Genomic DNA, 24,072 nt, shown 5'->3' on the forward strand with positions numbered 1-24,072 from the left:
GGCCGTCCGGTGCCGCCGTGTCGTCCGTCCGTACGGCTCATGTCGTCCTCCGCGCGGCCGTCACCGCCGCCGCCGACTCGGCCGCCGTCACCGTCCGCGCCGTGCCGTCCGAGGTGCCGTTCCGTACGGCGACTTCATACCCGTCACCGGTCGCCAGGACATCCACCCAGGACCCTCCGGGGTGGCCGCACCTTCGTTCGCACCCGGACCAGTACACCGGCAGGCCGCCGGTCCGTTGGTGCGCGAGGCAGGCCGCCGCGTCCGCCCGTACGTCCGCGCGGGACTTCGCGCAGCCGGGGCGACCCGCGCACGCGCCCGCCCGGTGCCAGGGGGAGGCGGCGGAGGTGACGAGTCCGGCGTCCGCGAGGGCGGCCAGCCGGGCCGGGGCCGTAACCGTCGGCAGGCCGGGCACGACGATGCCGCGCCAGGGTGTCACACGCAGCTCACCGGCCCCGTACTCGGCCGCGGTCCGGGCGACGAGCCGCCACTGAGCGGCGGTCAGCCGGCCGAGGGGGGCCGCGACCGAGAGGGCGGTGCGCCCGTAGGGGCCGGTGACCGGGCCCGGTTCCACCGGGGCGCCGTGCGGCGGCGCGAGCGTGGCGGGTGCGGAGACGATGCCCGCGATGGCGAGCCGGTGGGCCAACGGGCCGACGCGCGGCCGGTGTTCCCCGGGGAGATCCTTGACGCGCCAGGCGGCGGTGCCGCTCCCGTGCGCCGCCTCCAGGAACTGCTCCGCCGCGAGGACCGCCGCCCGCGGCCCGTGCCCGGCGGCGATCCGCAGGCCGGAAGCGGAGGTTCCGTAGCCGAGCAGCGCCTGGTCGACCCCGGTTGCGATCAATGTCACATCGGGGGCGAGGGCCGCGATATCGCCCCGGCCGTCGTCCAGACCGAAGAGGAACCGCCCCGAAAGGTCCGTCACGTCCGGGTTCGCGCACAGCAGCCGGTCCAGTTCGCGCGCCCAGGCCTGCACATCGCCGTACCCGGCGCCGTCCAGGCCGCACAGCGGTGACGCCACGGTGTTGCGCACCCGTTCATGCCGGTCGGACGGCAGCATTCCGGCCTCGCGCAGCCGCCCGCCGAGCTCGCCGCCGCAGCCGTCGGGCAGGCCGCGCAACTGCACGTTGCCGCGCGAGGTGATGTCGAGGTTCCCGTCGCCCAGTTCCTCGGACAGCCGCGCGAGCACCTGCGCCTGATGGGCCGTCAGAAGTCCGGCGGGCAGCCGGACGCGGGCCAGCGCGCCGTCGTCGGCGGAATGCAGGCGCAGCGCGCCGGGACAGGAGTCACCGCCCGCGCGGACGGGCGTCCCCGGGGGTACGGCGGCGCCGCCGGAGTTATCCCGGTCCGAGGCGGATGTGGGGGTGACGGACATGGCGGCGAGCATACCGACGACCGCGCCCCGCGCACCGGCCCCTACGGCGCCCGCCAGCGCTTACTATGCTCACGGAAGGGTCGGCCCAGGTGGTCCGGCCCGCACCGAACGCCAGCGACGGCGCCAGGGGAGGAAGCCGGTGAGACTCCGGCACGGTCCCGCCACTGTGAGCCCGGCAGCGATGCCGGGCGAGTCAGGAACTCCCGCCGTCCTCCAACCGCCCGGGGCGCGGACCCCGAGGAAGGCTTGCCGCCGCATGCGCATATTCCGGTCCCGCACGCCCCGGGCGACCCTCGATGCCCTGGGGAGCGCCGCGTGATCCTTCTCCTGTCGACGTCCGACACCGACCTGCTCAGCGCCCGCGCGGCCGAAGGCCCGGTCCCGTACCGGCTCGCCAACCCCGCCCGGCTCGCCCTCGACGACCTCCCCGCCCTCCTGGAGGGCGCCGACCTCGTCGTCGTCCGCCTCCTCGGCGGTGTACGCGCCTGGCAGGAGGGCCTCGACCTGCTGCTCGCCGGGGACCGCCCCGTCGTCGTCCTCACCGGCGAACAGGCGCCCGACGCCCAGCTGATGGAGCACTCCACGGTGCCCATCGGCATCGCCGCCGAGGCCCACGCCTACCTCGCCCACGGCGGCCCGGCCAACCTCGGCCAGCTCGCCCGCTTCCTCTCCGACACCGTGCTGCTCACCGGCCACGGCTTCGAGGCGCCCGCGCCCGCCCCCACCTGGGGCCCGCTGGAGCGCACCCCGCGCGCGGAGAACGCCGGCGGCCCCCGCATCGCGGTGCTCTACTACCGCGCCCACCACATGAGCGGCAACACCGGCTTCGTGGACACCCTCTGCGGTGCCGTCGAGGACGCGGGCGGCGTCGCGGTGCCGCTCTACGTGGCCTCCCTGCGCGCCCCCGAACCCGCGCTCGTCGAGGCCCTCACCACCGCCGACGCCGTGGTCACCACCGTCCTCGCCGCAGGCGGCACCAAGCCCGCCGCCGCCTCCGCGGGCGGCGACGACGAGTCCTGGGACGCGGGCGCGCTCGCCGCCCTCGACGTGCCGATCCTCCAGGCCCTCTGCCTGACCGGGCCGCGCAGCGTCTGGGAGGAGAACGACGAGGGCCTCTCGCCGCTCGACGCCGCCACCCAGGTCGCCGTTCCCGAGTTCGACGGCCGCCTGATCACCGTCCCCTTCTCCTTCAAGGAGGTGGACGAGGACGGCCTGCCGATGTACGTCGCCGACCCCGAGCGCGCCGCACGCGTCGCGGGCATCGCCGTACGCCACACCAGGCTGCGCCACATCCCGGCCGCCGAGAAGCGCCTCGCCCTCGTCCTCTCCGCCTACCCCACCAAGCACTCCCGCATCGGCAACGCCGTCGGCCTCGACACCCCCGCCAGCGCCGTCGCCCTGCTGCGCCGACTGCGCGAGGAGGGCTACGACTTCGGGGACGAGCCCGTCCCCGGCCTCGCGTCCGGCGACGGCGACGAGCTGATCTACGCCCTCATCGAGGCCGGCGGCCACGACCAGGAGTGGCTCACCGAGGAGCAGCTCGCCCGCAACCCCGTCCGCATCCCCGCCGCCGACTATCGCCGCTGGTACGCCGAACTGCCGCTCGAACTGCGGGAGTCCGTCGAGGAGCACTGGGGCCCCGCGCCCGGCGAGATGTTCCTCGACCGCAGCCGCAACCCCGAGGGCGACATCGTCCTCGCGGCCCTGCGCCGCGGCAACCTGCTGATCCTCATCCAGCCGCCGCGCGGCTTCGGCGAGAACCCCATCGCCATCTACCACGACCCCGACCTGCCGCCCTCGCACCACTACCTGGCCGCCTACCGCTGGATCGCCGCCTCCCGCGAGGACGGCGGCTTCGGCGCCGACGCCATGGTGCACCTGGGCAAGCACGGCAACCTGGAGTGGCTGCCCGGCAAGAACGCCGGACTGTCCGCCGCCTGCGGCCCCGACGCCGCCCTCGGCGACCTGCCGCTGGTCTACCCCTTCCTCGTCAACGACCCCGGCGAGGGCACTCAGGCCAAGCGCCGCGCCCACGCCACCCTCGTCGACCACCTCGTGCCGCCGATGGCCCGCGCCGAGTCCTACGGCGACATCGCGCGTCTGGAACAGCTCCTCGACGAATACGCGTCGATCTCCGCGATGGACCCGGCCAAGCTGCCCGCCATCCGCGCCCAGATCTGGACCCTCATCCAGGCCGCCAAGCTCGACCACGACCTCGGCCTTGAGGACCGCCCCGACGACGACGGCTTCGACGACTTCCTGCTGCACGTCGACGGCTGGCTGTGCGAGGTCAAGGACGCCCAGATCCGCGACGGCCTGCACGTCCTGGGCGGCGCGCCCACCGGCCCCGAGCGCGTCAACCTCGTCCTGTCCATCCTCCGCGCCCGGCAGATCTGGGGCGGCACCGCCGCCCTGCCCGGCCTGCGCGAGGCCCTCGGCCTCGACGAGTCCGCCGCCACCCGCACCACCGCCGACGAGGCGGAGGAGCAGGCCCGCGCCCTCGTCCAGGCGATGGAGGACGCGGCATGGGACCCGGCCGCCGTGTCCCGCGTCGCGCAGGGACACCCGCAACCCGTCGCGGACATCCTGGACTTCGCCGCCCGCGAGGTCGTGCCGCGCCTGGCCGCGACCACCGACGAGATCGACCACGCGGTGCACGCCCTCGCCGGCGGCTTCGTCCCCGCGGGCCCGTCCGGCTCGCCGCTGCGCGGCCTGGTCAACGTCCTGCCGACGGGCCGCAACTTCTACTCCGTCGACCCCAAGGCCGTCCCGAGCCGCCTGGCCTGGGAGACCGGCCAGGCCCTCGCCGACTCCCTCCTGGAGCGCTACCGCACCGACCACGGCGACTGGCCGAAGTCGGTGGGCCTGTCCCTGTGGGGCACGAGCGCCATGCGCACCGCCGGAGACGACGTCGCGGAGGCCCTCGCCCTGCTGGGCGTCCGCCCGCTGTGGGACGATGCCTCCCGCCGTGTGGGCGGCCTGGAACCGATCCCCCTGGAGGAGCTCGGCCGCCCCCGCATCGACGTCACCCTGCGCATCAGCGGCTTCTTCCGCGACGCCTTCCCGCACGTCATCGGCCTGCTGGACGACGCCGTCCGGCTGGCCGCCGCGCTGGAGGAGCCCGCGGAGGACAACTTCGTACGGGCCCACACGCAGGCCGACCTCGCCGCCCACGGCGACGAACGCCGCGCCACCACCCGCATCTTCGGCTCCCGCCCCGGCACGTACGGCGCCGGCTTGCTCCAGCTCATCGACAGCCGCGACTGGCGCACCGACGCCGACCTCGCCGAGGTCTACACCGTCTGGGGCGGCTACGCCTACGGCCGGGAGCTCGAAGGCCGCCCGGCCCGCGAGGAGATGGAGACCGCCTACAAGCGCATCGCGGTCGCAGCCAAGAACACCGACACGCGCGAGCACGACATCGCCGACTCCGACGACTACTTCCAGTACCACGGCGGCATGGTCGCGACCGTGAAGGCGCTGGGGGGCAGGGCCCCGGAGGCGTACATCGGCGACTCCACCCGCCCCGAGACGGTCCGCACCCGCACCCTGGTCGAGGAGACGTCCCGCGTCTTCCGCGCCCGCGTGGTCAACCCCCGCTGGATCGAGGCGATGCGCCGCCACGGCTACAAGGGCGCCTTCGAACTCGCCGCCACGGTGGACTACTTGTTCGGCTACGACGCCACCACCGGCGTCGTGCCCGACTGGATGTACGACAAGCTCGCCCAGACCTACGTCCTCGACCCGGAGAACCACGCCTTCCTCCAGGAGGCCAACCCCTGGGCCCTCCACGGCATCGCGGAACGCCTTCTGGAGGCGGAGGGCCGGGGCATGTGGGCGAAGCCGGACGCGGAGACGCTGGAGGCGTTGAAGCGGGCCTTCCTGGAGACGGAGGGTGAGCTGGAGGGCGACGAGGAGTAGCCCGTCCGGCGCCCGGGCCCGGGGCAGGCCGTTTTGGGGCTGTCGCCCCGGCCTCACTAGGATCTTCGGATGATCATCACAAGACGGCTCGCGGCGGGCGCATGCGCTCTGCTCGCCGCGCTGGCCGTAGGAATCGCCCCGGCGAGCGCCGCCGACGGACCTTCTAAGGACTCCCCGAAGGTCGAGCTCGTACTGGATGTCAGCGGCTCGATGCGAGCCCGGGACGTGGACGGCCAGTCGCGCATGGCGGCCGCTCAGCAGGCGTTCAACGAAGTGATCGACGCCGTTCCCGGCGGAGTACGGCTCGGCATCCGCACGCTCGGCGCCAACTATCCCGGTGACGACAAGGAGATCGGCTGCCGCGACTCCAAGCAGCTCTACCCCGTCGGACCGGTGGACCGTACGGAGGCCAAGGCGGCCGTCGCCACCCTGCGGCCCACCGGCTGGACGCCGATCGGCTACGCGCTGCGCGGCGCCGACCAGGACCTCGGCACCGACAAGGGCACCCGCAGGATCGTCCTCATCACCGACGGCGAGGACTCCTGCGGCCAGCCCGACCCGTGCGACGTGGCCCGCGAACTCGCCGCCAAGGGCACGCACTTGACGATCGACACGCTCGGTCTCGCCCACGACGACAAGACGCGCGAGCAGCTCACCTGCATCGCCGAGGCCACCGGCGGCACGTTCACCTCGGTCCAGCACACCGACCAGCTGTCGGGCAAGATCAAGCAGATCGTCCGCCGGGCCGACACCCCCGTCGAGACCCCGAAGCCCGTGGAGGGCGCCGCCGAGTGCGCCAAGGCCCCCGAGGTCGGCGCCGGGATCTGGACCGACCGGGAGACCTTCTCCGACCACCGCTGGTACCGCGTCCAGGTGAAGCCGGGTCAGGAGCTGCGCACCTCGGTGAGCGTGGGCGCGGACCGCGCCGTCGACCGCGACTACGGCGTGCTCGTGCGCGCGGTGGGGGAGAACGGCCAGGAGCTGGTCCGCGGCTCCGACGCGGGCAGCGGCCGTACGGACGTGATGTCGTCCGGGCTGCGCTACCCCGTCGCCAAGGCGAAGGACAAGAACGACAAGGAGGCGCGGACGGTCTGTCTGGAGGTCTCCAACTCCTTCTCCGCGCCGCCGTCCGTCAAGCGCGACCCGGGCCTGCCCCTCGAGCTGGCCGTCGACCTGGTGAAGTCCCCGGACAACCCCTCCGACCTGGCCGCCTTCGGCCTCGGCCGGGGCTGGGTGCTGCTGGCCGTCCTGGCCGTGACCGGACTGCTCGCCGGACTGGTGTGGGGCTGGCTGTCCCGCTGGCGCGTCGCTGTGTGGAGGGCGAACTGATGCGTGCAACCCGTGTGATGGCCGCCGCGCTGCTCGCCGGCGCCGCCCTGTTCACCTCCGCCGGGGGCGCCTTCGCGGACGCCCCGGGCCCGAGCCCGTCCGCGAACGGCGAGGACGCCCCGACGGAGGCCGGTACCACCTTCCGCACCGCCACCGCCGTCGAGCAGGGGCAGAAGGCCACCGCGAACGCGTCGACCGGTGACTACCTCTACTGGCAGTTCCCCGCGGGCGCCGGGCAGCAGGCGACCGTGAAGGCCACCGTGCAGCTGCCGGAGGCTTCCCTGCGGCACGGCGCCGCCACCTGGCAGCTGGACCTCTTCGACGGTCTGCGCCGCCGCCAGGCGTGCGCCTCGGGCGAACCCACGCAGCGGGCGGCCGCGCAGGCCGCCTCGGTCACCGTGACCTGCACGCTGCGCACCGTCCGCCCGTGGGCCGAGCGGTGGTCCGACGATCCGCTGCCCGGCGCGTACTACGCCCGGCTCACCGTCTCCGACGGACCCGCCCAGGACCTCGGCCTGCCGGTGAAGGCGGAGATCCAGGCGGACGCGAAGGACGCGGGCGGCTCCCGTGCCGAGGGCGGCGAACTCGGCGCCCCGCTGCACGCGGCCGCCCTGAAGGAGCCGGAGAGCGGCTGGAACGGCAGCTGGTTCTCCGACCGCTGGGCCTGGACCGTGGGCGGCGCCGTGCTCGGCGCGCTCGCGGCCATCGGCGGCTACACCCTGACCCGCCACCCCCACCGGCGCCACCGCCCGCCCGTCGGGCAGTAGCAGGAGCAGGAGCTCGCGCACGACGGCGCCCGTGGCCGGGAAAGGCCACGGGCGCCGTCGTCGTCTCAGCGCCGCGCGGGCGGGTCGCCCTCGGCCGCCTGCAGATACAGATCCAGCAGGTCGTCGGTGAAGTACGAGCTGTAGGAGATGTCGGGGGTGTCCCCGCCCGTGTGATAGCCGCCGATGACCCCGATCAGCAGATAGCCCGTCAGATCCGGGACCAGGAACGGCCCGCCCGACGTCCCGCCGACGTAGCCCGCGCAGGCGATCTCCAGGAAGTCACCCGGGGCCTTGGGGTCGGTGCTGGTGTAACGGTGCGTGGACGAGGAGCAGTCGAGCGGCTTGGGGTACTTGGCGTCGCTGCTGCCCGGGTAGCCGATCAGGCGTACGTCGCCGTGCGTGTACCCGCTGCGGATCGCGAAGTCGAAGCCGCCCACGGCGCTCTGCACCTCGGTGCCGTCCTCGCGCGGGCCGAGCCGGACCACCGTGTAGTCCCAGCGCGCCCCGCCGTCCGTGCCCAGGTCGTAGTAGCGCTGGTCGATGTAGATGCTCTCGACGGGGAAGACGCCGTGCGGCTTGAGGCCGTCGTGGTACTGCGGCACGAACGACAGGTGCCGCTTGGGGTCGGGCGAGCGCAGGCAGTGGGCCGCGCTGATCACCAGGTCGTGGCCGGGGCTGCGGACGACCGTACCGCCGCAGAAGCGGCCGGTGTTCTTGCCGTCGGTCCAGAAGAACGTCCCCACCTGCGGCAGTCCGTCGAAGGGATGGCTGGGCGGCACCGCCCCCTCCGGCTCCGCCGCCGGGGGCGGCGGCGCCTGCTTGCCGGTCACCACCGGCAGCGCGGACTCCATCCGCTGCGGCGTCCAGTAGGCGTCGGCCGCGGCGGCGCCGGGCGGCCCCGCGGCGGCCGCGAGCGTGCCGGGCACGAGGGCGGCCGGCAGTCCGAGGAGCAGGGCGGCGGCGCCCCGCAGGGCGAGATGTCTCAGAAATCTGTTCATGAACGGATTCCTCTCGTTCGGCTCGCCGTTGTCCCGCATGAGGGATAAGAGGCCTGGGGCGCGTGCGGGACGAGCGTGTCATCGTCCTACGGACCGCCGGAGGGAACGAGAGCCCGGCGCGCCGGGATTCACCGGGACGACCGGATTCGGACACATGTGTTCGGGTGTCGTCGCCGTGTCCGCGCGCGGGCCGGATGCCGGGAGCGGAACGGGCCGAGGATTCGGGGTGAAGACCCGATATCAACTCGTGGTTAAGTCGTTCACGCAGGGAGAACACCGAACGGACTAGTGTCCGGCGTTCTCCCGTGACAGGATGCTCCCTGTGGCCACCTCGGGCTTAACTGACCGTGAGGTGACGTGGGGACAGCTCGTGAGGACGGAGCAGATGGCAGTCGGGGGCGACAGGTCGGCAGGTGAGATGGGCAGCCCGCTCGCGGAGCGGCTCAATTACCTGTTCGCGAACATGCATCCGCCGGGGGCGCCGTACACCAATGGTCACGTGGCCGAGGAGATCAGCTGCGGGACCGAGGAGTACGGAGGGGTGAGGCTCACCGAGCAGTATCTGTCGATGCTGCGCAACGGCAGGCGCGCCAACCCCAGTCCGGATGTGCTGCGCGCCCTCGCGAAATTCTTCGCCGTGCCCGTCGGTTATCTGATGGGCGACCTCTCGGCCTCCCAGGCCGAGCGGGTGGAGGAGGAGGTCCGCTTCCTCGTCGCCATGAGGGATCAGCGCGTCCGTGCGATAGCCCTGCGCTCGGTGGGGCTGCCGCCCGAGGTCCAGGACAGCCTCAACACGATCATTGCCCAGTTCCGGCAGCAGATGAACCTTCCGGCCGACCCGCCCGACGCGGGTGGTGAGGAGCGCCCGTGACCGTCACGGCGGATGACCAGCTCTTCACCTACTGGCGGCGTACCGAGGACGAGGACGGTGCAGGCATGCGAGTGGGGCGCATACGACGCCGCTGCAAGCAGCTCATCCAGGAGCTCGCGCTGCCCGCGTCGACCGATCTGCACGGCCTGTGCCAGGTCGTCGCGCGCCGCGTGGGCCGGCCCATCCGTCTGGTCCCGATGAGCCTGGACGGTGTCGTCTCGGGCATGACCGCCACCACCGACGACGCGTTCTGGGTCATCTACGAACAGAAGACCTCGCCCTGGCACCAGGTCCACATCGTGCTGCACGAGGTCGGCCACCTGCTGCTGGGCCACGACCAGGACCCGGCCGTCACCGAGGACGCCCTCAAGGTGTGGACGCCGTCGGTCGACGTGGCCACCGCCATGCGCCGGATGGGCCTGACCATGGGTCTCGCCCGGCACCACTGCTACGACAACCTCACCGAGCGCGAGACCGAGATCCTCGGCACCCTTCTCATGGAGAAGATCGTGCCTCCGCCGCCGGGCCAGGACGCGCCGCTGGAGGGGGAGGCCGCCGAGCTCGCGGCCTCGCTCGGACCGGCGCTCCAGCACGTGCGCCAACAGCTCAGGGAAGGAGGCGTCACCGGTGTTTGACGTCCTCTACCTGACCTTCAGCGCCGTCGCCTGGGCCATCGTCGGCTACAAGGCCCGCGCCTGGTTCCGCGACCGGGGCAACGTGGACCTCGGGCTGACCGCCCTGATGACCTCGGGCGTCCCCGTCGTCTTCCTGTTCTCCGCGCCCAGCGTCTACCGCGCCTTCGACCGGCTGACCGGCGTGGCCAACCTGGCCATGGTCTTCCTGTACTCGGCCGTCGTGCTGTTCGCGTCGGGCGCCACGGTGCTGCTGCTGCGCTGGACCAGCCGGGGCGACGAGGCGGCGCGGGCCCGTGCCGCGGCACGGTCACGGTTCGCGGTCGTCGCGCTGGGCGTGGCGTGGACGGCGGCGATCGTCTGCTTCGCCGTCGGCCGCCCCGACGCCGTGGAGCATCCCCGCGACTTCAGCACCGCCTATGCGGACGCGCCCGGAGTGGTCGCCTTCCTGGTGCTGTATCTGGCCATCTTCGGCATCAGCCTCGCCGGGCTCGGCGCGCTCTGCCCGCGCTACGCCACCCAACTGGGCCGCTCCTGGCTCTCCAAGGGGCTGCGCACGCTCGCCGCGGGCTGCTGGCTGGGCCTGCTGTACTGCCTGTGCAAGCTGGTCGGCTTCGTGCTGAGCTGGGGCGGCCACGAGGCGTACTGGCTGTCCAACGGCGTTGCCCCGATGAGCGCTTCGGTCGCCGCGCTGCTGGTCCTCGTCGGCTTCTCGCTGCCCGCCGCCGGGCCGCGGGTGGCCGCCTGGCGGCGGCTGCGCCGACTCCAGCCGCTGTGGCAGGATGTCACCGCCCACGCCCCGGAGGTCACCATCTCCGGGCACCGCTGGACGAGCCGCTGGCCCTTCGCGGACCTGGAGTGGCGGGCCAACCGGCAGATGGCCGAGATCCGCGACATCCAGCGCGGCATCCGGCGCCACGTCGAGGCCGCGACCCTGGACATCGCCCGCGAGAAAGCGACCGCCGCCGCTCTCGACGAGCGCGGCCTGGCCGCGGTGGTGGAGGCGGCGGCCCTGCGCCGCGGCCTCGCGAACCAGGTCACCGGCCATGTGCCGGCACCGCACGCGGACAGTGTGGTGATGACCGTCAGTGCCGATCCGGCCGAGGAACACGAGCACTTGGCACGCGTCGCGGACGTCTACCACGACCCGGTGGTCGACTCCGTGCTCGACGAACTACGGGAGATTTGCGCGGCACGTCGTCCTTGACGGCGCGCGGCCCACAGACGAGGCGGCCCTGGACGGGGGTCAAGGCCGCCTGCGCCACAGGCCGGCGCCGGGTCCGTAGCGATACGGACCCGGCGTCGCCCGTGCGCGTTCCGCTGTCTGCGGATGACCATGGTCTCTGCGGTTCGTCTGTCTCTGCACCACCGCTTCGCGGCGGTGTCCTCAAGCGCCGGACGGGCTGGATGCGGCTGATGCGGGTGTTGAAAGCCCCCCGTCTAAAGTCGTCTTTCATGCAGAACACCGTCCCCTTCGACGTCACCGCGCTGACCACCGATCCGTACGGCACCTACGCCCGGCTGCGCGAGGCCGGACCCGTCCACCGGATCACCGGCCCCGACGGCCGGCCCGCCTGGCTGGTGACCCGCTACGACGACGTCCGCCAGGGGCTCGCGGACCCCCGGCTGTCCCTGGACAAGAGCAATGCCACGCCCGGCAATTACAGCGGCTTCGCACTGCCTCCGGCCCTGGAGGCGAATCTGCTGAACATGGACCCGCCCGACCACACCCGCGTGCGCCGCCTGGTGGTCAAGGCGTTCACCCCAGGCCGGATCGACAAGCTCCGCGCCCCGGTGCGCAAGGTCGCCGACGAACTCCTGGACGCCGTCGAGGCCGACGGGCGCGCCGACCTCCTCGCCGCCTACGCCGGGCCGCTGCCCATCACCGTCATCTGCGACCTGCTGGGCGTGCCGCAGGCGGACCGGCACGACTTCCGGGCCTGGACCGACGCCCTCATCACCCCGGACCCCGGGCGGCCGCACCTGATGAAGGAGGCCGTCGGGCACATGATGCGCTTCTTCGCCGGGCTCATCGCGAGCAAGCGCGCCGAACCCGCGGACGACCTGCTCTCCGATCTGATCGCGGCCCGCGACGGCGAGGGCGACGACCGGCTGTCCGAGGACGAGCTGACCTCCCTGGCCTTCCTCGTCCTCTTCGCCGGCTACGAGAACTCCGTCCACCTCATCGCCAACTCCGTTCTGGCCCTGCTGGACCACCCGGCCTTGATGCGATCCTTGCGCAAGGATCCGGCCGGACTCGGCGCGGCGGTGGAGGAGTTCAACCGGTGGGACGGCCCCGTGCCCCTGGCGATCCGGCGGTTTCCGCTGGAGGACGTCGAGATCGGCGGTGTCACCGTGCCGGCGGGCGAGACCGTGCTGCTCTCCATCGCCTCCGCCAATCGTGATCCTCGTCACTTCGCCGATCCGGAGCGGCTGGATCCGAACCGTGATCGTTCCGGACACCTGGGGCTGGGGCACGGCATCCACTACTGCCTGGGAGGGCCGCTGGCCAGGATGGAGATGGAAACAGCGCTGGCAGCGCTGCTGGAGCGGTTCCCGGGGCTGGAGCTCGATGTGCCGCGCGAGGAATTGAAGTGGCGGCCCTCGGTGCGGGCGCGTGGCCTGATTTCGCTCCCCGTGCGGTGGTCATAGAAAAAGCCGAACAGGTTTTTGGTGCATAACCCATCCTTGATGAGGTAGAACTGTGCGTGAGCCCGCCCGGTGTGCATCCCCCGTCGCACCGGGCGGGCCGTCGACTTCCACCCCGGCTCTCCTCCGGGCGTGACGACAGGGGCCGGGCGAGGACTTCAGCCGCCGGTCGGGAACTTCAGCAGCGCGGTCGCCGCCAGCATCTGGATGCTCACCGCCGCCACCGCCTTGTGCGTCGGCAGATGGTGCTGGCCCCGGATCAGCAGCGCGGAGAACGCGTAGCCGAAGCCCGCGGTGATCCAGGCCGCCGCCCGCACGGCGTACGAGCCGCCGGGCAGCCAGGCGTCGAGGGCCAGCCGCGGCAGATCCGTCGCCCAGAAGATCACCACGAACAGGGTGACCGTCGGGCCGAACTTGCCGTTGCCGCCGAGCCTGCGGGCGATCGCGTGCGTGGCGGCACCGAGCAGCAGACTGGCGAGGAGCAGGACGCCGTCGGCTATGGCCATCGCCTCCAGCGCGAGCGAGGGGCTGACCCGCCACTGCGCCCGGAAGTCGTCCCTGCCCAGCGTCCCCAGCACACCGCAGAGCAGGCACAGGAACGCCGCCGCGCCCCAGACGCTGCGGTCCCGGGCCTTGTCGAGCACTTCGACCGGCCGGAGCCACAGCCCGAATATGAGGCGGTGCCAGAGCAGTCTGCGCGGTGCCGCGGCCGGGGCGTGCGGTGCGGAGGAAGCGGGTGCGGAGGGTGAGGGGGTCACGGGCATGGATGCAATTTCTATCACCGAGCGGCCCGGCCACCGGTGGCCGGGCCGCTCGGCATCCCGCGCATGAGGCCATGTCAGACCGGTGCGGGCGCTCTGGGATCGGTGTCGGCGCCCGGGCCCACGCCCGGTCCGGCGTCCGGGTCGGGGCCCGCGTCCGGGTCCGCGGAGCCGTCGGGATCGGCACCGGCGTCGGGGTCCGGGGCGTGCAGGTACTCCTCCGAGATCTCGCGCGGACCGAACGGCCACACCTTCTCGTGACGCGCCCAGAGCACGAACGCCACACCGCCCGCGGCGACCCAGGCGAGCGACCATTCGATGGGGTGCCGGCCGGGGGAGTTCTTGTCCGCGTAGCCGTAGATCACCAGCCAGCCCACCAGCGCCACCAGGCTCGGCAGCGGATAGAGCCACATCCGGTACGGACGCCGCAGCCCCGGCTGCCGGCGGCGCAGCACCGACACCGCCGCCACCTGGGCCAGCGCCTGCACGATCACCATCACGGTGGTCAGCAGCTGGATCAGCGTCGTCAGGTCCGTATGACGGCCGATCAGGAAGCCGACGGCGGTGATGACCCCCATCGACACCAGCCCCAGCACCGGGAAGTGGTGGCGGGGGTGCAGGGTGCCGAAGGAGCGGAAGAAGACCTTGTCCCGCGCGGCGTCACAGGGCACGCGGGAGCCGCCGAGGAGGCCGGTGAGGACGGAGGCGACCGCCGTGACGAGGATCAGCACCGTGACCGTGCGGGCCGCGCCCCTGCCCCAAGCCGCCTCCAGGACGGCGGAGGCGACGGACGAGTGCGCCGTCGAGTTCTCGTCGAGCATCTGCTTCCAGTCGACGACCCCCAGCGTGCCGATCTGGAGCAGCAGATAGATCGCCATGATGCCGAGGATGGAGTAGACGATCGCGCGCGGCATCGTCCGCCCGGGGTTCTTGATCTCGGCGCCCATGTAGGCGGCGGTGTTGTAGCCGAGGTAGTCGTAGATGCCGATGGTCAGGCCCGCCGCGAAGCCGATCCAGAAGTGATTGGTCGTCAGCTCGAAGGCGTGGGCGGGATAGGTGAAGGCCCGGTCGGGGCTGAAGTGGGTGAACGCCGCGAGGATCACGAGGACGACCGAGGCGATCATCACCGCCCACAGCGCCACGGTGAGCTTCGCGATGTTCTCGACCCGCCGCCACAGCGCCGCGACGATGGCCGCGATGACCGCGAGCCCTACGAGGTCACCGGCCGTCTGCCCCATGCCCGGCCACAGATAGCCGAGGTACTGCACGAAGCCGATGATCCCGGTCGACATGCCCAGCGGGATGAACAGCATCGCCGTCCACACGAAGAGGAACGGCATCAGCTTCCCGCTGCGGTACTGGAACGCCTGCCGCAGATACACATAACTGCCGCCCGCCCCGGGCAGCGAGGCGCCCAGCTCCGCCCAGATCAGCCCGTCGGCGAGCGCCAGCAGCGCGCCCGCGACGAAGCCGATCACCGCCTGCGGCCCGCCGAACGCCGTCACCATCAAGGGGATGGTGACGAAGGGTCCGATACCGCACATCTGGCTCATGTTGATGGTGGTGGCCTGGAACAGCCCGATCCGGCGTACGAATCCGACCCGTTGCTCCGGTTCCTGCCCGGTGTCCGCCATGGGCGTGCCCTCTCTCGTGCCGGATGGGGTGACCCGTCAACTGCACTGGTAGCACCGGCCCGCGGGGCGCGTCCAGCACTGCGTCCGGATGTCCGCGGCGCGCCCGGCCCGGCTTCTCGCACAGCTGTGTCAACTGCCTCTTACTCGCCATAAGCGTCGGCCGGAGCGTAAGGTGGCCCGGCCGTGGTGTTCGGGAAGACCGGTGAAGGACCCTTGTGGTTCCAGGCCGGAGCGGCCCTCGCCACTGTGATCGGGGAGTTACCGTCCCATTTCGCGCCGCCCCCACGGGTGCGCGGAGCCACTGGCCGCAGCCGGCTGCCGGGAAGGCGGGGACGGGCGCGAGCGAACCCGTAAGCCAGGAGACCGGCCACGGCATCTCACGAGAACATTCCACGAGGTGCTGGAGCGTGACCCGCAGATGACTCTGCCCACCGACATACCCAAATCCACCGCCATACCCGGAGGCAAGCCGTCCGGCTTCCGCTGGCGCCGCCAGGACACCGTGCGCACCGCCGGCCTGCTGGCCGTCATCGCCGCCCTGCACGTCATCGCCTTCGGCGTGCTCTACCTGCTTGTCGTGCCCAACCACTACACCGTGGACTCCAAGGTCTACGGCGTCGGGCTCGGCGTCACCGCCTACACCCTCGGCATGCGGCACGCCTTCGACGCCGACCACATCGCCGCCATCGACAACACCACCCGCAAGCTGATGGCCGACGGCAAGCGCCCGGTCTCGGTCGGCTTCTGGTTCGCGCTCGGCCACTCCAGCGTCGTGGTCGTCCTGACCCTGCTGGTGGCCGGGGGCACCCAGCTGGCCGGGAAGCTGATGGACGAGGAGTCCACCACCCACCAGACCCTCGGCGTCGTCGGCACGACCGTCTCCGGCGGCTTCCTCTACCTCATCGCCGCCCTCAACCTTGTCGCCCTCGCGGGCATCCTGCGCATCTTCCGCGCGATGCGCGAGGGCCGCTACGACGAGGCCGAGCTGGAGCAGCACCTGGACTCGCGCGGCTTCATGAACCGCATCCTCGGCCGCTTCACCCGCTCCATCACCCGCCCCGGCCAGATGTTTCCGCTGGGCTTCCTCTTCGGCCTCGGCTTCGACACCGCCACCGAGGTCACCCTGATGGTGATGGCGGGCAGCGGCGCGGCCGCCGGGCTGCCCTGGTACGCGATCCTGTGCCTGCCGCTGCTGTTCGCCGCCGGAATGAGCCTCTTCGACACCCTCGACGGCACCTTCATGAACTTCGCCTATCAGTGGGCGTTCTCCAACCCCGTCCGCAAGGTCTACTACAACCTCACCATCACCGGTCTCTCGATCGCCGTGGCCTTCCTCATCGGCACCATCGAGCTGGTCACCGTGCTGCACGAGAAGCTCGACATGAACGACGCGGTCACCGGCTGGATCTCGGGCCTGAACCTCGACAACGTCGGCTTCGTCATCGTCGGCCTGTTCGTGGTGGTCTGGGCGATCGCGCTCGCCTACTGGCGTTTCGGCAAGGTCGAACAGCGCTGGGCGGCGCGCGCGTCGGCCGCCACGACCGAGGGCTGAGGGCCCGTACGGACCCCGAGGTCCTTACGGACCGGTGACAGGGCGGCGCCGGTGCGGGCGCGCCGCCGCCCGCGCCCCTAACGTCGGGTCCATGCGCGTACTCGTCACCGGAGGCGCGGGCTTCATCGGCTCGCACATCGTCACCGCACTCACCACCTGCGGGCACCAGCCCGTCGTCCTCGACGCGCTGCTGCCCGCGGCCCACCCCGAGGCTCCGCCCCGGCCCGCCGGGGTCGAGTGGACCGACGCCGACCTCCGCGACCGCACGGCCGTGGCCGGGGCCCTGCGCGGCGTCGACGCCGTCTGCCACCAGGCCGCGATGGTCGGCCTCGGCAAGGACTTCGCCGACGCGCCCGCCTATGTGGGCTGCAACGACCTCGGCACGGCCGTCCTCCTCGCCGAGATGGCCGCCGCGGGCGTACGCCACCTGGTCCTCGCCGGCTCCATGGTCGTCTACGGCGAGGGCCGCTACGAATGCCCCCGGCACGGCCCGGTGCGCCCCGGCCCCCGGGCGGCCGCGGACCTCGACGCCGGGCGCTACGAACCGCACTGCCCGCGCTGCGACCGGGAACTGACGCCCGGCCTCGTCGAGGAGGACGCGCCCGTCGACCCCCGCAACGTCTACGCGACGACCAAGCTCGCCCAGGAACACCTGGCCGCCGCCTGGGCCCGCGCCACCGGCGGCACGGCCCTCTCGCTGCGCTACCACAACGTCTACGGGCCGGGGATGCCCCGCGACACCCCGTACGCGGGCGTCGCGTCCTTCTTCCGCTCCTCGCTCGCCCGCGGCGAGGCACCCCGCGTCTTCGAGGACGGCCGCCAGCGCCGGGACTTCGTGCACGTACGGGACGTGGCCGCCGCCAACGCCCTCGCCCTGGAACGCCTCGCCGATCGCCCCGCGGGCACCCTGCGCGCGTACAACTGCGGCAGCGACACCCCCCGCACCATCGGCGAGATGGCCACCACCCTGGCCGCCGCGCACGGCGGACCGGCGCCCGTCGTCACGGGTGAATACCGCCTCGGCGACGTCCGTCACATCACCGCCTCGTCGCGGCGCCTGCGCGAAGAGCTGGGCTGGCGCGCGGAGGTGGGCTTCCCGGAGGGCATGGCGGAGTTCGCGCGGGCGCCCCAGCGCGTCTGACCGTGGCTGCGTACGGGTGAACATCCCGCCCGCCCGCGCCGGAGCTGCCCTCCCGGGATAGATGGATGGCATATCGGTGCGCTTCCAGGAAAGGCGGCAGACATGGCGGACAACGACCTGGGATCCCTGCTCGGCGGGCTGCTCGGCGGCGGTAAGGGCGGCACTCTGCTGGGCTCGCTGCTCGGCGCGCTCGGCAGCGGGGGAGGGGAGTCGCTCTCCGGCCTGTTGCAGCAGCTCGGGGAGGGCGGCCTCGGCCCGAAGACCCAGTCTTGGGTGAGCACCGGGGCCAACGAACCGGTCAGCGGGCCGGAGGTGGCGCAGGCGCTGCCGTACCAGGCGCTCGACCACGTCGCCCAGAAGGCGGGCATCACACCGGAGGAAGCGGCGGATCAGCTGGCGCAGGTGATCCCGCGGGCGGTCGACAAACTGACGCCCACGGGTGAGGTTCCCGAAGGCTCTCTGGAAGAAGTGATCGCCCAGCACCAGGGCGGCTGATCCGGAGAGGGACACTCTTTTCCGGCCGTATCCGATGTGCGGCTCCGCCCCGGCCCCCGGCGCAGTCGCGCCGGGGGCCGGGGCGGCCGTGTCAGAGCCGCAGCGCCGCGAAGTGCCGGTCGCCCGACTCCCAGCGGTCCACCATCCGCCACCCCACCGCGCCCGCGTGCCGCAGCAGCGCGGTCACTCCCACGCGCGCCCAGGGGAACGCGGGCCCGAGCCGGCCCCGGCCGTCGTCCACCCGCACCTGCACCCGCTCGTCGACGTCCGCCGCCGCGGCCTCGACGAGGAGGAGCCCGCGCGGCGCGGTGATGGCGGCGACCCGGGCGAGGAGGGTGCGGGGGTCGCCGCCGATCCCGATGTTGCCGTCGACGAGCAGCGCGGTTCCCCAACGCCCCTCGCCCGGCAGGGGGTTGAAGACGGACCGGCAGAGCGCCGCGCCTCCCGTGCGGCGGGTGCGGGCGACGGCCGCCGGGCTCAGGTCGACGCCCAGGGCCGGGCGGCCGAGCGCCGCCAGGGCGGCGACGAGGCGGCCGGGGCCGCAGCCGATGTCGATGACCTTGCCCTCGCAGCGGTCGAGCACGGTCCTGTCGGCGGGGTCCGCACCTCCGCACCAGCGCTCCACCTCGAGAGGCAGCAGCCAGCCGTCCGCGCGGCGCAGGAAGAGGGGCCCGCGCCCGAGGTGGACGGCGTCGGCGTAGGGGTCGGCGCTCCAGGCGCCGGTGGCCCGGGGCCGGGTCAGTTCGCTGGTGGTCACCGGGCGTGCTCCCGGTTCCCCGCCGCGACGGTCGCCGCGAAGAGTCCGTGCGGTGCCGCGGCCGCGACCCGGGCCGCGTCGTCGGCGGTGTCCACGTCACGGAGTTCGGGCAGGTCGCGCACGACGAGCCCGGCGTCCGTGAGGCGGCGGCGCTGGACCGCCCCGGTGCGGGCGGTGGACATGGGGACGCCGCGCAACAGCTCGGGCCGGGGCTCGGCCAGGCCGAGCGCCCAGAAACCGCCGTCGGCGGCCGGGCCGAACCACGCGTCGCACCCGTGCCACGCGCCGTCCGCCAGCGCGGGGGCCAGCAGCCCGGCGGTGACCTGCGGGGTGTCCATGCCGATGAGCAGCGCGGGCCCCGCGCACCCGGCGAAGGCGGCCGCGAGCCGCTCGTCGAGCCCGCCCGCGCACTGCGGCACCACGTCGAAACCGGGGGGCAGCCAGTCCCCGGGCCGACCGTCGAGGACGAGCACACGCCTCCGCGCGGGCATGGCGAGCACGGCCCGCAGGGTGTCGGCGAGGGCCGCCTCGGCGATCCGGGCGGCCCGCTCCGGGCTGTACGGCGGGGTGAGCCGCGTCTTCACCCGTCCGGGCAGCGGCTCCTTGGCGATGACCAGGAGCGTGGTGGGTCCGCACGGAGCGCCGGGACCGCCGACCGGAGGCATGCCCGTCGAAGCGCGGTGCGCGGTTCGGCCGTCCGGCTGAACACCGTCGTGCCACTTCAGGGCGGCGTCCTGGGCGACGGCCCGGGCCGCGCCCGCATCCCCGTACGGCGCCGCGCCCATCGGCGGATCCTGCGGACGCGGGCCGTCCTGGCCGCCCGCCCGGTCCCTGGCCGAGGTGGTCATGACGCCGCCACCTCCGCACCCACAGTGCTCTCCGTCCGCAGGACGGCCCGCATGTCGTGGACCGCGCGCCAGGTGCCGCGCCAGGTGCCGGTCACCTTCGAGGCGCCCGTGCGGGGCCGGTAGGGCACGTCCGTCTCCGTCACCCGCCAGCCCGCGTCGGCGGCGCGGACGACCATCTCCAGCGGATAGCCGCTGCGCCGGTCGGTCAGACCGAGGCCGAGCAGCGCCTCGCGGCGCGCGACGCGCAGGGGGCCGAGGTCGCGCAGGCGCACGCCCGTGCGCCGGTGGAGCAGGCGGGCGAGTACGGCGTTGCCGAGACGGGCGTGGAGCGGCCAGGCGCCGCGGCCCTGAGGGCGCCTGCGGCCCAGGACGAGATCGGCGGCGCCGGAGCGCACGGCCGCCGCCATGGCGGGCAGCAGCCCGGGGTCGAGGGAGGCGTCGCAGTCGCAGAAGGCGACGAGCTCCGCGTCGGCGGCCCGCAGCCCGGCGTGGCACGCCGCGCCGAAGCCGCGGCGCGGCTCGTGGACGACGGTGGCCCCGAGCGAGCGGGCCACGTCCGCCGAGCCGTCGGTCGAGCCGTTGTCCACGACGACGGCCCGCCAGCCGTCGGGGATGCGGGCCAGGACCCAGGGGAGCGCGGCGGCTTCGTCGAGGCACGGGAGGACGACGTCCACGCGGTCGGTGCGCGAGGTGGTGGTCTGGTCTGTCACGCTGTTCACCCTACGGAGAGAATTCCGACATTTCGGACCCAGTGTTCTTACGAAACGCGGACATCGCCCGGCCCGCGACCGGCCCCGCCCGGGGACACCCGCCCGGCGTGCGACGCTTGCGGCATGCAGACCCCACCCCCCGCCCGCGTGCTCGTCGTGGACGACGACCCGACCGTCGCCGAGGTCGTGGCCGGCTATCTCGACCGGGCCGGCTTCACCGTGGACCGGGCCGCGGACGGGCCCGGCGCGCTGGAGCGGGCCGCGGCCCTGCGCCCCGACCTGGTCGTGCTCGACCTGATGCTGCCCGGCATGGACGGCCTGGAGGTGTGCCGCCGGCTGCGCGACACCGGCCCCGTCCCGGTGATCATGCTGACGGCGCGCGGCGACGAGGACGACCGCATCCTCGGCCTCGAGGTCGGCGCGGACGACTACGTGACCAAGCCGTTCAGCCCCCGGGAGCTCGTGCTGCGCGTCGAGTCCGTGCTGCGCCGCGCCCGGGTGCGGGCCTCGGGCCCGAGCTCCGCGCCCCCGCTGCGGGCGGCGGGCATCACCCTCGACCCGGTGGCCCGCCGCGCGTCCAAGGACGGCACCGAACTCGCCCTCACCGTACGGGAATTCGACCTGCTCGCGTTCCTGCTGCGCCACCCCGGCCGGGCCTGCGGGCGCGAGGAGCTGATGCGCGAGGTGTGGGGCTGGGAGTTCGGCGACCTGTCGACGGTGACCGTGCACGTGCGGCGGCTGCGCAGCAAGGTCGAGGACGACCCGGCGCGGCCCCGCCTCATCCAGACCGTCTGGGGCGTCGGCTACCGCTTCGAGATCCCCGCCTCCGAGACCCCCGCCTTCGAGGCCCCCACGGAGAGCGGGTCCGGCCATGCGTGACGTCCTGCTCATGGCCCTCTTCGCCTTCCTCGGCGCCGCCGCGGCCGGGCTGCTGGGCGCCGTCGCGCTCCGGGCGCTGCGCCACCGCTCCGTCGCCGTGTCGCTGACGGTGGTGGCGGCCGTGTCGGTCACGGCGATGCTGGCCGGGACGCTCGCCGTGGCCCGGGCGATGTTCCTCTCCTCGCACGACCTGACCGTCGTCACGACGGTGTGCGCGATGGCCGCCGTCGTCTCGCTCGCGACCGCGCTGCTGCTGGGCCGCTGGGTGGTGGCCCGCAGCAACGCCCTGACCCGCGCGGCCCGTTCCTTCGGCGACGACGGCAGCTTCGCCGCCCCCGGCGGCGGCGCCACCGCGGAACTGGCCGAGCTCGGCCGCGAACTGGCCGCCACCAGCGAGCGCCTCACGCGGTCCCGGGAGCGGGAGAAGGCGCTGGAGACCTCGCGCCGCGAGCTCGTCGCCTGGATCTCGCACGACCTGCGGACCCCGCTGGCCGGGCTGCGGGCCATGTCCGAGGCGCTGGAGGACGGCATGGCCGAGGACCCGCCGCGCTACTTCCGCCAGATCCGCACGGAGGTGGACCGGCTCAACTCCATGGTCGGCGACCTCTTCGAGCTCTCCCGCATCCACGCGGGGGCGCTGCCGCTGTGCCCGAGCCGGATGTCGGTGTACGACCTGGTGGGCGACGCGCTCGCCGGTGCGGGGCCGCTGGCCCGCGAACACGGCGTGCGGCTGGTCGGCGACCGCGTCGACGCGGTCCCCGTGGAGGTCGACGGCAAGGAGATGACCCGCGTCCTCGGCAACCTCCTCGTCAACGCGATCCGCCGGACCCCCGAGGACGGGACGGTCGCGATGGCGGCGCGGCGGGAGGCGGACACGGTGGTGCTGTCCGTGACGGACGGCTGCGGCGGCATCCCCGAGGACGACCTCCCACGGGTCTTCGACACGGGCTGGCGGGGCTCGGAGGCGCGCACTCCTCCGGCGGGGGCCGGCCTGGGGCTGGCGATCGTGCGCGGGATCGTGGAGGCGCACTCCGGGCGGGCGACGGTCCGCAATGTGCCCGGCGGCTGCCGCTTCGACGTGATCCTCCCCGCGGCACCCGCCTGAAGCCCTTCCGGCCGGGCAGGCAAGCCCCCCGCGTCCTCACTCGTCGCCGGGTCCGGAACTCCGGTCCCCGCGGCGCCACTTCACCGCCAGTCCGGCCAGGACCCCCACCCCCGCCGTCAGCACGACCAGCAGCACCCAGTTGCGGTCGTAGTCCAACGGCAGGACCGTGGGGTTCTGCACCGGACCCGGCCGCAGCAGCACCGGTCCGGCCACCGCCGTCAGCGCGGCGGCCACCAGCAGCGTCCCCCGGACCACCCCCCGCACCGGCACGCGCGACACCGCGAAGCCCACCGCCAAGGTGAGCGGCACCACCAGACCGTCGTGCACGACGAGCACGCCGAGCAGCCACTTCGCCACCACCCACGGGTCCTGCGCGTCCGCGCCGAACAGCAGCGCCCACACCCCCGCCGCCATCAGCGCGACGCCCAGCGCGCCCGCCGAGATCCGCAACCCGCGCATCACAGCACCTCCATCCGGGCGACCCACTTGGTCTGGAGCACGCCCGGCCGGTTCGGGGCGATGATCCGCGCCGGATAGCCGTGGTCGAGGGAGAGCACCTCGCCGTTGAGGCGCAGGGCGAGGAGGGTGAGCGGGTCCCGGGCGTAGGTGTGCGGCATCACCATCACCCGGTACCCGCCGCGGGCCTCCAGCGACGTCACCCGGATCAGGGCGCCGGGCGGGGCGCCCGCCCGGTCCAGCAGGTCCCGCACCCGTACCCCCGTCCAGTGCGCCGACTTGCTCCACCCCTCCACGCACGCGATGGGCAGGGTCACCTCCCGCTGCGGCAGCGCGCGCAGGCCGGCCAGCGTCAGCTCGTACGGGCGCGGGCCGTCGACCCGCAGCCGCCAGTCCCGCACCGTCGTGGCGTCCACCCTGGCCAGCGCGGCGGTCCGGTTGATGGGCAGGCCCTGCGGGCCGTGGTCCGGCTGGCGGGGCGCCAGCAGGTCCAGTCCGCCGAGCGGCGTGAACGACTGCCCGACCGTCGTCACCGTCACCGCACCGGCCGCCACGCCCACGGCCGTCAGCAGCGACCGCCGGTCGACGGCGTCCTCGGCGGGCAGCGCCAGGGTGCCCGCCGACCGGCGCCGCCAGTGCGCCCTGATCTCCGGCGCCTTGACCGCCACGTGCAGGACGACGGAGCCGATCAGCAGCCAGCCCACCGCGAAGTGCACGGGCACGAAGGAGAACGCGTACGGATACCACTGCGCGGTGTTCAGCAGCCCCGACATCAGCTCGAACAGGGCCGACGCCACCAGCACCGCCACCGACACCCGCTCCAGCGCGTGCCGCACCGACCGCACCGGAGGCCACACGAACAGCCGCGGATACACCGTCCACAGCTTCGCCAGCAGCAGGGGGATCGCCGTGATGCCGCTCGCCACATGCAGCCCCTGCGTCACCCGGTACCCCCACCGGGGGCGGCTGGGCAGCACGTCCGCCAGCATGCCCGGCTGCTGGAGGTAATGACTGATCAGGCCGGTCACGAAGCAGACGGCGACCGCCACCCCCAGCCAGCGGCCGATCGCGGTCGCCGTGCGGGCGTCGTGGAGCCTGCCGCGGAACGACGGCGGGGCCAGGGGGAATCGGGGGAGGGGGAGCTTCATGGCTCCATCAGACCGCGCGCGAGGGCCCGCCGGGGGTGATCGACACCTTA

General features: G+C 73.4%; 21 protein-coding genes and 2 riboswitches. Of the genes, 12 read left to right on the forward strand and 9 right to left on the reverse strand.

Annotated elements, in window-relative coordinates; translation table 11 throughout:
* Positions 1-37 precede the first annotated feature (37 nt).
* Complete coding sequence (cobG, locus tag DXZ73_RS34690) at positions 38-1,369, reverse strand: precorrin-3B synthase (protein WP_240351624.1); 1,332 nt, start codon at positions 1,367-1,369, stop codon at positions 38-40.
* Between the two features lie 129 nt (positions 1,370-1,498).
* A riboswitch (cobalamin riboswitch) is annotated at positions 1,499-1,572 on the forward strand.
* A gap of 112 nt (positions 1,573-1,684) precedes the next feature.
* On the opposite strand from cobG, the gene cobN reads away from it, so the two are divergent.
* The 3 genes from cobN (at position 1,685) to DXZ73_RS34705 (ending at position 7,386) form a co-directional block, all read left to right on the forward strand.
* Positions 1,685-5,290 (forward strand): cobaltochelatase subunit CobN, encoded by a 3,606-nt coding sequence (gene cobN / locus DXZ73_RS34695; protein ID WP_116214898.1) that lies wholly within the window; start codon positions 1,685-1,687, stop codon positions 5,288-5,290.
* Positions 5,291-5,359: 69 nt separating this feature from the next.
* Positions 5,360-6,619 carry a VWA domain-containing protein gene (locus DXZ73_RS34700; protein ID WP_116214899.1) on the forward strand — a complete coding sequence of 420 codons (1,260 nt, stop codon included), beginning with the start codon at positions 5,360-5,362 and terminating at the stop codon, positions 6,617-6,619.
* Positions 6,619-7,386: a hypothetical protein gene (locus DXZ73_RS34705; RefSeq protein WP_116214900.1), complete on the forward strand. Its 768-nt coding sequence runs from the start codon at positions 6,619-6,621 to the stop codon at positions 7,384-7,386. Before DXZ73_RS34700 ends, DXZ73_RS34705 begins: the two co-directional genes overlap by 1 nt.
* 65 nt (positions 7,387-7,451) lie before the next feature.
* Here the strand turns inward: DXZ73_RS34705 and DXZ73_RS34710 are convergent, their stop codons facing one another.
* Positions 7,452-8,384, reverse strand: a complete 933-nt coding sequence (locus DXZ73_RS34710; protein WP_116214901.1) for a trypsin-like serine peptidase — start codon at positions 8,382-8,384, stop codon at positions 7,452-7,454.
* 385 nt (positions 8,385-8,769) lie between these two features.
* Between DXZ73_RS34710 and DXZ73_RS34715 the strand changes: the two genes are divergently transcribed.
* From DXZ73_RS34715 to DXZ73_RS34730, 4 genes are all read left to right on the forward strand, one after another.
* Positions 8,770-9,255, forward strand: a complete 486-nt coding sequence (locus DXZ73_RS34715; protein WP_116216077.1) for a helix-turn-helix domain-containing protein — start codon at positions 8,770-8,772, stop codon at positions 9,253-9,255.
* A complete protein-coding gene (locus DXZ73_RS34720; protein WP_116214902.1) occupies positions 9,252-9,890 on the forward strand; it encodes a hypothetical protein in 639 nt (212 codons plus the stop codon). The genes DXZ73_RS34715 and DXZ73_RS34720 overlap by 4 nt, the downstream gene beginning before the upstream one ends.
* Positions 9,883-11,094, forward strand: a complete 1,212-nt coding sequence (locus tag DXZ73_RS34725) for an MAB_1171c family putative transporter (protein ID WP_116214903.1) — start codon at positions 9,883-9,885, stop codon at positions 11,092-11,094. The genes DXZ73_RS34720 and DXZ73_RS34725 overlap by 8 nt, the downstream gene beginning before the upstream one ends.
* 248 nt (positions 11,095-11,342) lie before the next feature.
* Positions 11,343-12,539, forward strand: a complete 1,197-nt coding sequence (locus DXZ73_RS34730) for a cytochrome P450 family protein (protein ID WP_116214904.1) — start codon at positions 11,343-11,345, stop codon at positions 12,537-12,539.
* Between the two features lie 155 nt (positions 12,540-12,694).
* Here DXZ73_RS34730 and DXZ73_RS34735 read toward each other — a convergent pair whose 3' ends face one another.
* Together DXZ73_RS34735 and DXZ73_RS34740 are read right to left on the reverse strand one after the other, a co-directional pair.
* Entirely contained in the window at positions 12,695-13,300 is a 606-nt protein-coding gene (locus tag DXZ73_RS34735; RefSeq protein WP_116214905.1) for a YIP1 family protein, read from the reverse strand.
* Between the two features lie 74 nt (positions 13,301-13,374).
* Positions 13,375-14,931 (reverse strand): APC family permease, encoded by a 1,557-nt coding sequence (locus DXZ73_RS34740; protein ID WP_116214906.1) that lies wholly within the window; start codon positions 14,929-14,931, stop codon positions 13,375-13,377.
* Positions 14,932-15,098: 167 nt separating this feature from the next.
* Positions 15,099-15,317, forward strand: a riboswitch (cobalamin riboswitch).
* Between the two features lie 32 nt (positions 15,318-15,349).
* On the opposite strand from DXZ73_RS34740, the gene DXZ73_RS34745 reads away from it, so the two are divergent.
* The 3 genes from DXZ73_RS34745 (at position 15,350) to DXZ73_RS34755 (ending at position 18,119) form a co-directional block, all read left to right on the forward strand.
* Positions 15,350-16,483 (forward strand): HoxN/HupN/NixA family nickel/cobalt transporter, encoded by a 1,134-nt coding sequence (locus DXZ73_RS34745; RefSeq protein WP_116216078.1) that lies wholly within the window; start codon positions 15,350-15,352, stop codon positions 16,481-16,483.
* 91 nt (positions 16,484-16,574) lie between these two features.
* Positions 16,575-17,624 (forward strand): NAD-dependent epimerase/dehydratase family protein, encoded by a 1,050-nt coding sequence (locus tag DXZ73_RS34750; RefSeq protein ID WP_116214907.1) that lies wholly within the window; start codon positions 16,575-16,577, stop codon positions 17,622-17,624.
* A 102-nt stretch (positions 17,625-17,726) separates the two neighbouring features.
* Positions 17,727-18,119, forward strand: coding sequence for a YidB family protein (locus DXZ73_RS34755; protein ID WP_116214908.1), 393 nt, complete (start codon positions 17,727-17,729; stop codon positions 18,117-18,119).
* A gap of 91 nt (positions 18,120-18,210) precedes the next feature.
* Here DXZ73_RS34755 and DXZ73_RS34760 read toward each other — a convergent pair whose 3' ends face one another.
* From DXZ73_RS34760 to DXZ73_RS34770, 3 genes are all read right to left on the reverse strand, one after another.
* Positions 18,211-18,876: a class I SAM-dependent methyltransferase gene (locus DXZ73_RS34760; RefSeq protein WP_240351625.1), complete on the reverse strand. Its 666-nt coding sequence runs from the start codon at positions 18,874-18,876 to the stop codon at positions 18,211-18,213.
* Positions 18,873-19,541, reverse strand: coding sequence for a TIGR04282 family arsenosugar biosynthesis glycosyltransferase (locus DXZ73_RS34765; protein ID WP_116216080.1), 669 nt, complete (start codon positions 19,539-19,541; stop codon positions 18,873-18,875). Before DXZ73_RS34765 ends, DXZ73_RS34760 begins: the two co-directional genes overlap by 4 nt.
* A gap of 179 nt (positions 19,542-19,720) precedes the next feature.
* Entirely contained in the window at positions 19,721-20,434 is a 714-nt protein-coding gene (locus DXZ73_RS34770) for a glycosyltransferase family 2 protein (protein ID WP_425315889.1), read from the reverse strand.
* 123 nt (positions 20,435-20,557) lie between these two features.
* Between DXZ73_RS34770 and DXZ73_RS34775 the strand changes: the two genes are divergently transcribed.
* Positions 20,558-21,313 carry a response regulator transcription factor gene (locus DXZ73_RS34775; protein WP_116214909.1) on the forward strand — a complete coding sequence of 252 codons (756 nt, stop codon included), beginning with the start codon at positions 20,558-20,560 and terminating at the stop codon, positions 21,311-21,313.
* A complete protein-coding gene (locus DXZ73_RS34780) occupies positions 21,306-22,418 on the forward strand; it encodes a sensor histidine kinase (RefSeq protein ID WP_116214910.1) in 1,113 nt (370 codons plus the stop codon). The genes DXZ73_RS34775 and DXZ73_RS34780 overlap by 8 nt, the downstream gene beginning before the upstream one ends.
* Before the next feature lie 36 nt (positions 22,419-22,454).
* On the opposite strand, the gene DXZ73_RS34785 is transcribed toward DXZ73_RS34780, so the two are convergent.
* Both DXZ73_RS34785 and DXZ73_RS34790 read right to left on the reverse strand, forming a co-directional pair.
* Positions 22,455-22,877 carry a hypothetical protein gene (locus DXZ73_RS34785; RefSeq protein WP_205519293.1) on the reverse strand — a complete coding sequence of 141 codons (423 nt, stop codon included), beginning with the start codon at positions 22,875-22,877 and terminating at the stop codon, positions 22,455-22,457.
* The gene (locus tag DXZ73_RS34790; protein WP_116214911.1) at positions 22,877-24,022 is read right to left on the reverse strand and encodes a molybdopterin-dependent oxidoreductase; all 1,146 of its coding nucleotides are present in this window, start codon (positions 24,020-24,022) and stop codon (positions 22,877-22,879) included. The genes DXZ73_RS34785 and DXZ73_RS34790 overlap by 1 nt, the downstream gene beginning before the upstream one ends.
* Positions 24,023-24,072 lie beyond the last annotated feature (50 nt).

The organism is Streptoverticillium olivoreticuli subsp. olivoreticuli (genome assembly GCF_003391135.1).
Classification (GTDB): domain Bacteria; phylum Actinomycetota; class Actinomycetes; order Streptomycetales; family Streptomycetaceae; genus Streptomyces; species Streptomyces blastmyceticus.

Coding starts and splice junctions, on each gene's coding strand:
- DXZ73_RS34765 (WP_116216080.1), bottom strand. CDS start 19,541: ATGCCTCCGGTCGGCGGTCCCGGCGCTCCGTGCGGACCCACCACGCTC.
- DXZ73_RS34750 (WP_116214907.1), top strand. CDS start 16,575: ATGCGCGTACTCGTCACCGGAGGCGCGGGCTTCATCGGCTCGCACATC.
- DXZ73_RS34735 (WP_116214905.1), bottom strand. CDS start 13,300: ATGCCCGTGACCCCCTCACCCTCCGCACCCGCTTCCTCCGCACCGCAC.
- DXZ73_RS34710 (WP_116214901.1), bottom strand. CDS start 8,384: ATGAACAGATTTCTGAGACATCTCGCCCTGCGGGGCGCCGCCGCCCTG.
- DXZ73_RS34700 (WP_116214899.1), top strand. CDS start 5,360: ATGATCATCACAAGACGGCTCGCGGCGGGCGCATGCGCTCTGCTCGCC.
- DXZ73_RS34730 (WP_116214904.1), top strand. CDS start 11,343: ATGCAGAACACCGTCCCCTTCGACGTCACCGCGCTGACCACCGATCCG.
- DXZ73_RS34780 (WP_116214910.1), top strand. CDS start 21,306: ATGCGTGACGTCCTGCTCATGGCCCTCTTCGCCTTCCTCGGCGCCGCC.
- cobG (WP_240351624.1), bottom strand. CDS start 1,369: ATGTCCGTCACCCCCACATCCGCCTCGGACCGGGATAACTCCGGCGGC.
- DXZ73_RS34705 (WP_116214900.1), top strand. CDS start 6,619: ATGCGTGCAACCCGTGTGATGGCCGCCGCGCTGCTCGCCGGCGCCGCC.
- DXZ73_RS34785 (WP_205519293.1), bottom strand. CDS start 22,877: ATGCGCGGGTTGCGGATCTCGGCGGGCGCGCTGGGCGTCGCGCTGATG.
- DXZ73_RS34715 (WP_116216077.1), top strand. CDS start 8,770: ATGGCAGTCGGGGGCGACAGGTCGGCAGGTGAGATGGGCAGCCCGCTC.
- DXZ73_RS34745 (WP_116216078.1), top strand. CDS start 15,350: ATGACTCTGCCCACCGACATACCCAAATCCACCGCCATACCCGGAGGC.
- DXZ73_RS34740 (WP_116214906.1), bottom strand. CDS start 14,931: ATGGCGGACACCGGGCAGGAACCGGAGCAACGGGTCGGATTCGTACGC.
- DXZ73_RS34755 (WP_116214908.1), top strand. CDS start 17,727: ATGGCGGACAACGACCTGGGATCCCTGCTCGGCGGGCTGCTCGGCGGC.
- DXZ73_RS34790 (WP_116214911.1), bottom strand. CDS start 24,022: ATGAAGCTCCCCCTCCCCCGATTCCCCCTGGCCCCGCCGTCGTTCCGC.
- DXZ73_RS34775 (WP_116214909.1), top strand. CDS start 20,558: ATGCAGACCCCACCCCCCGCCCGCGTGCTCGTCGTGGACGACGACCCG.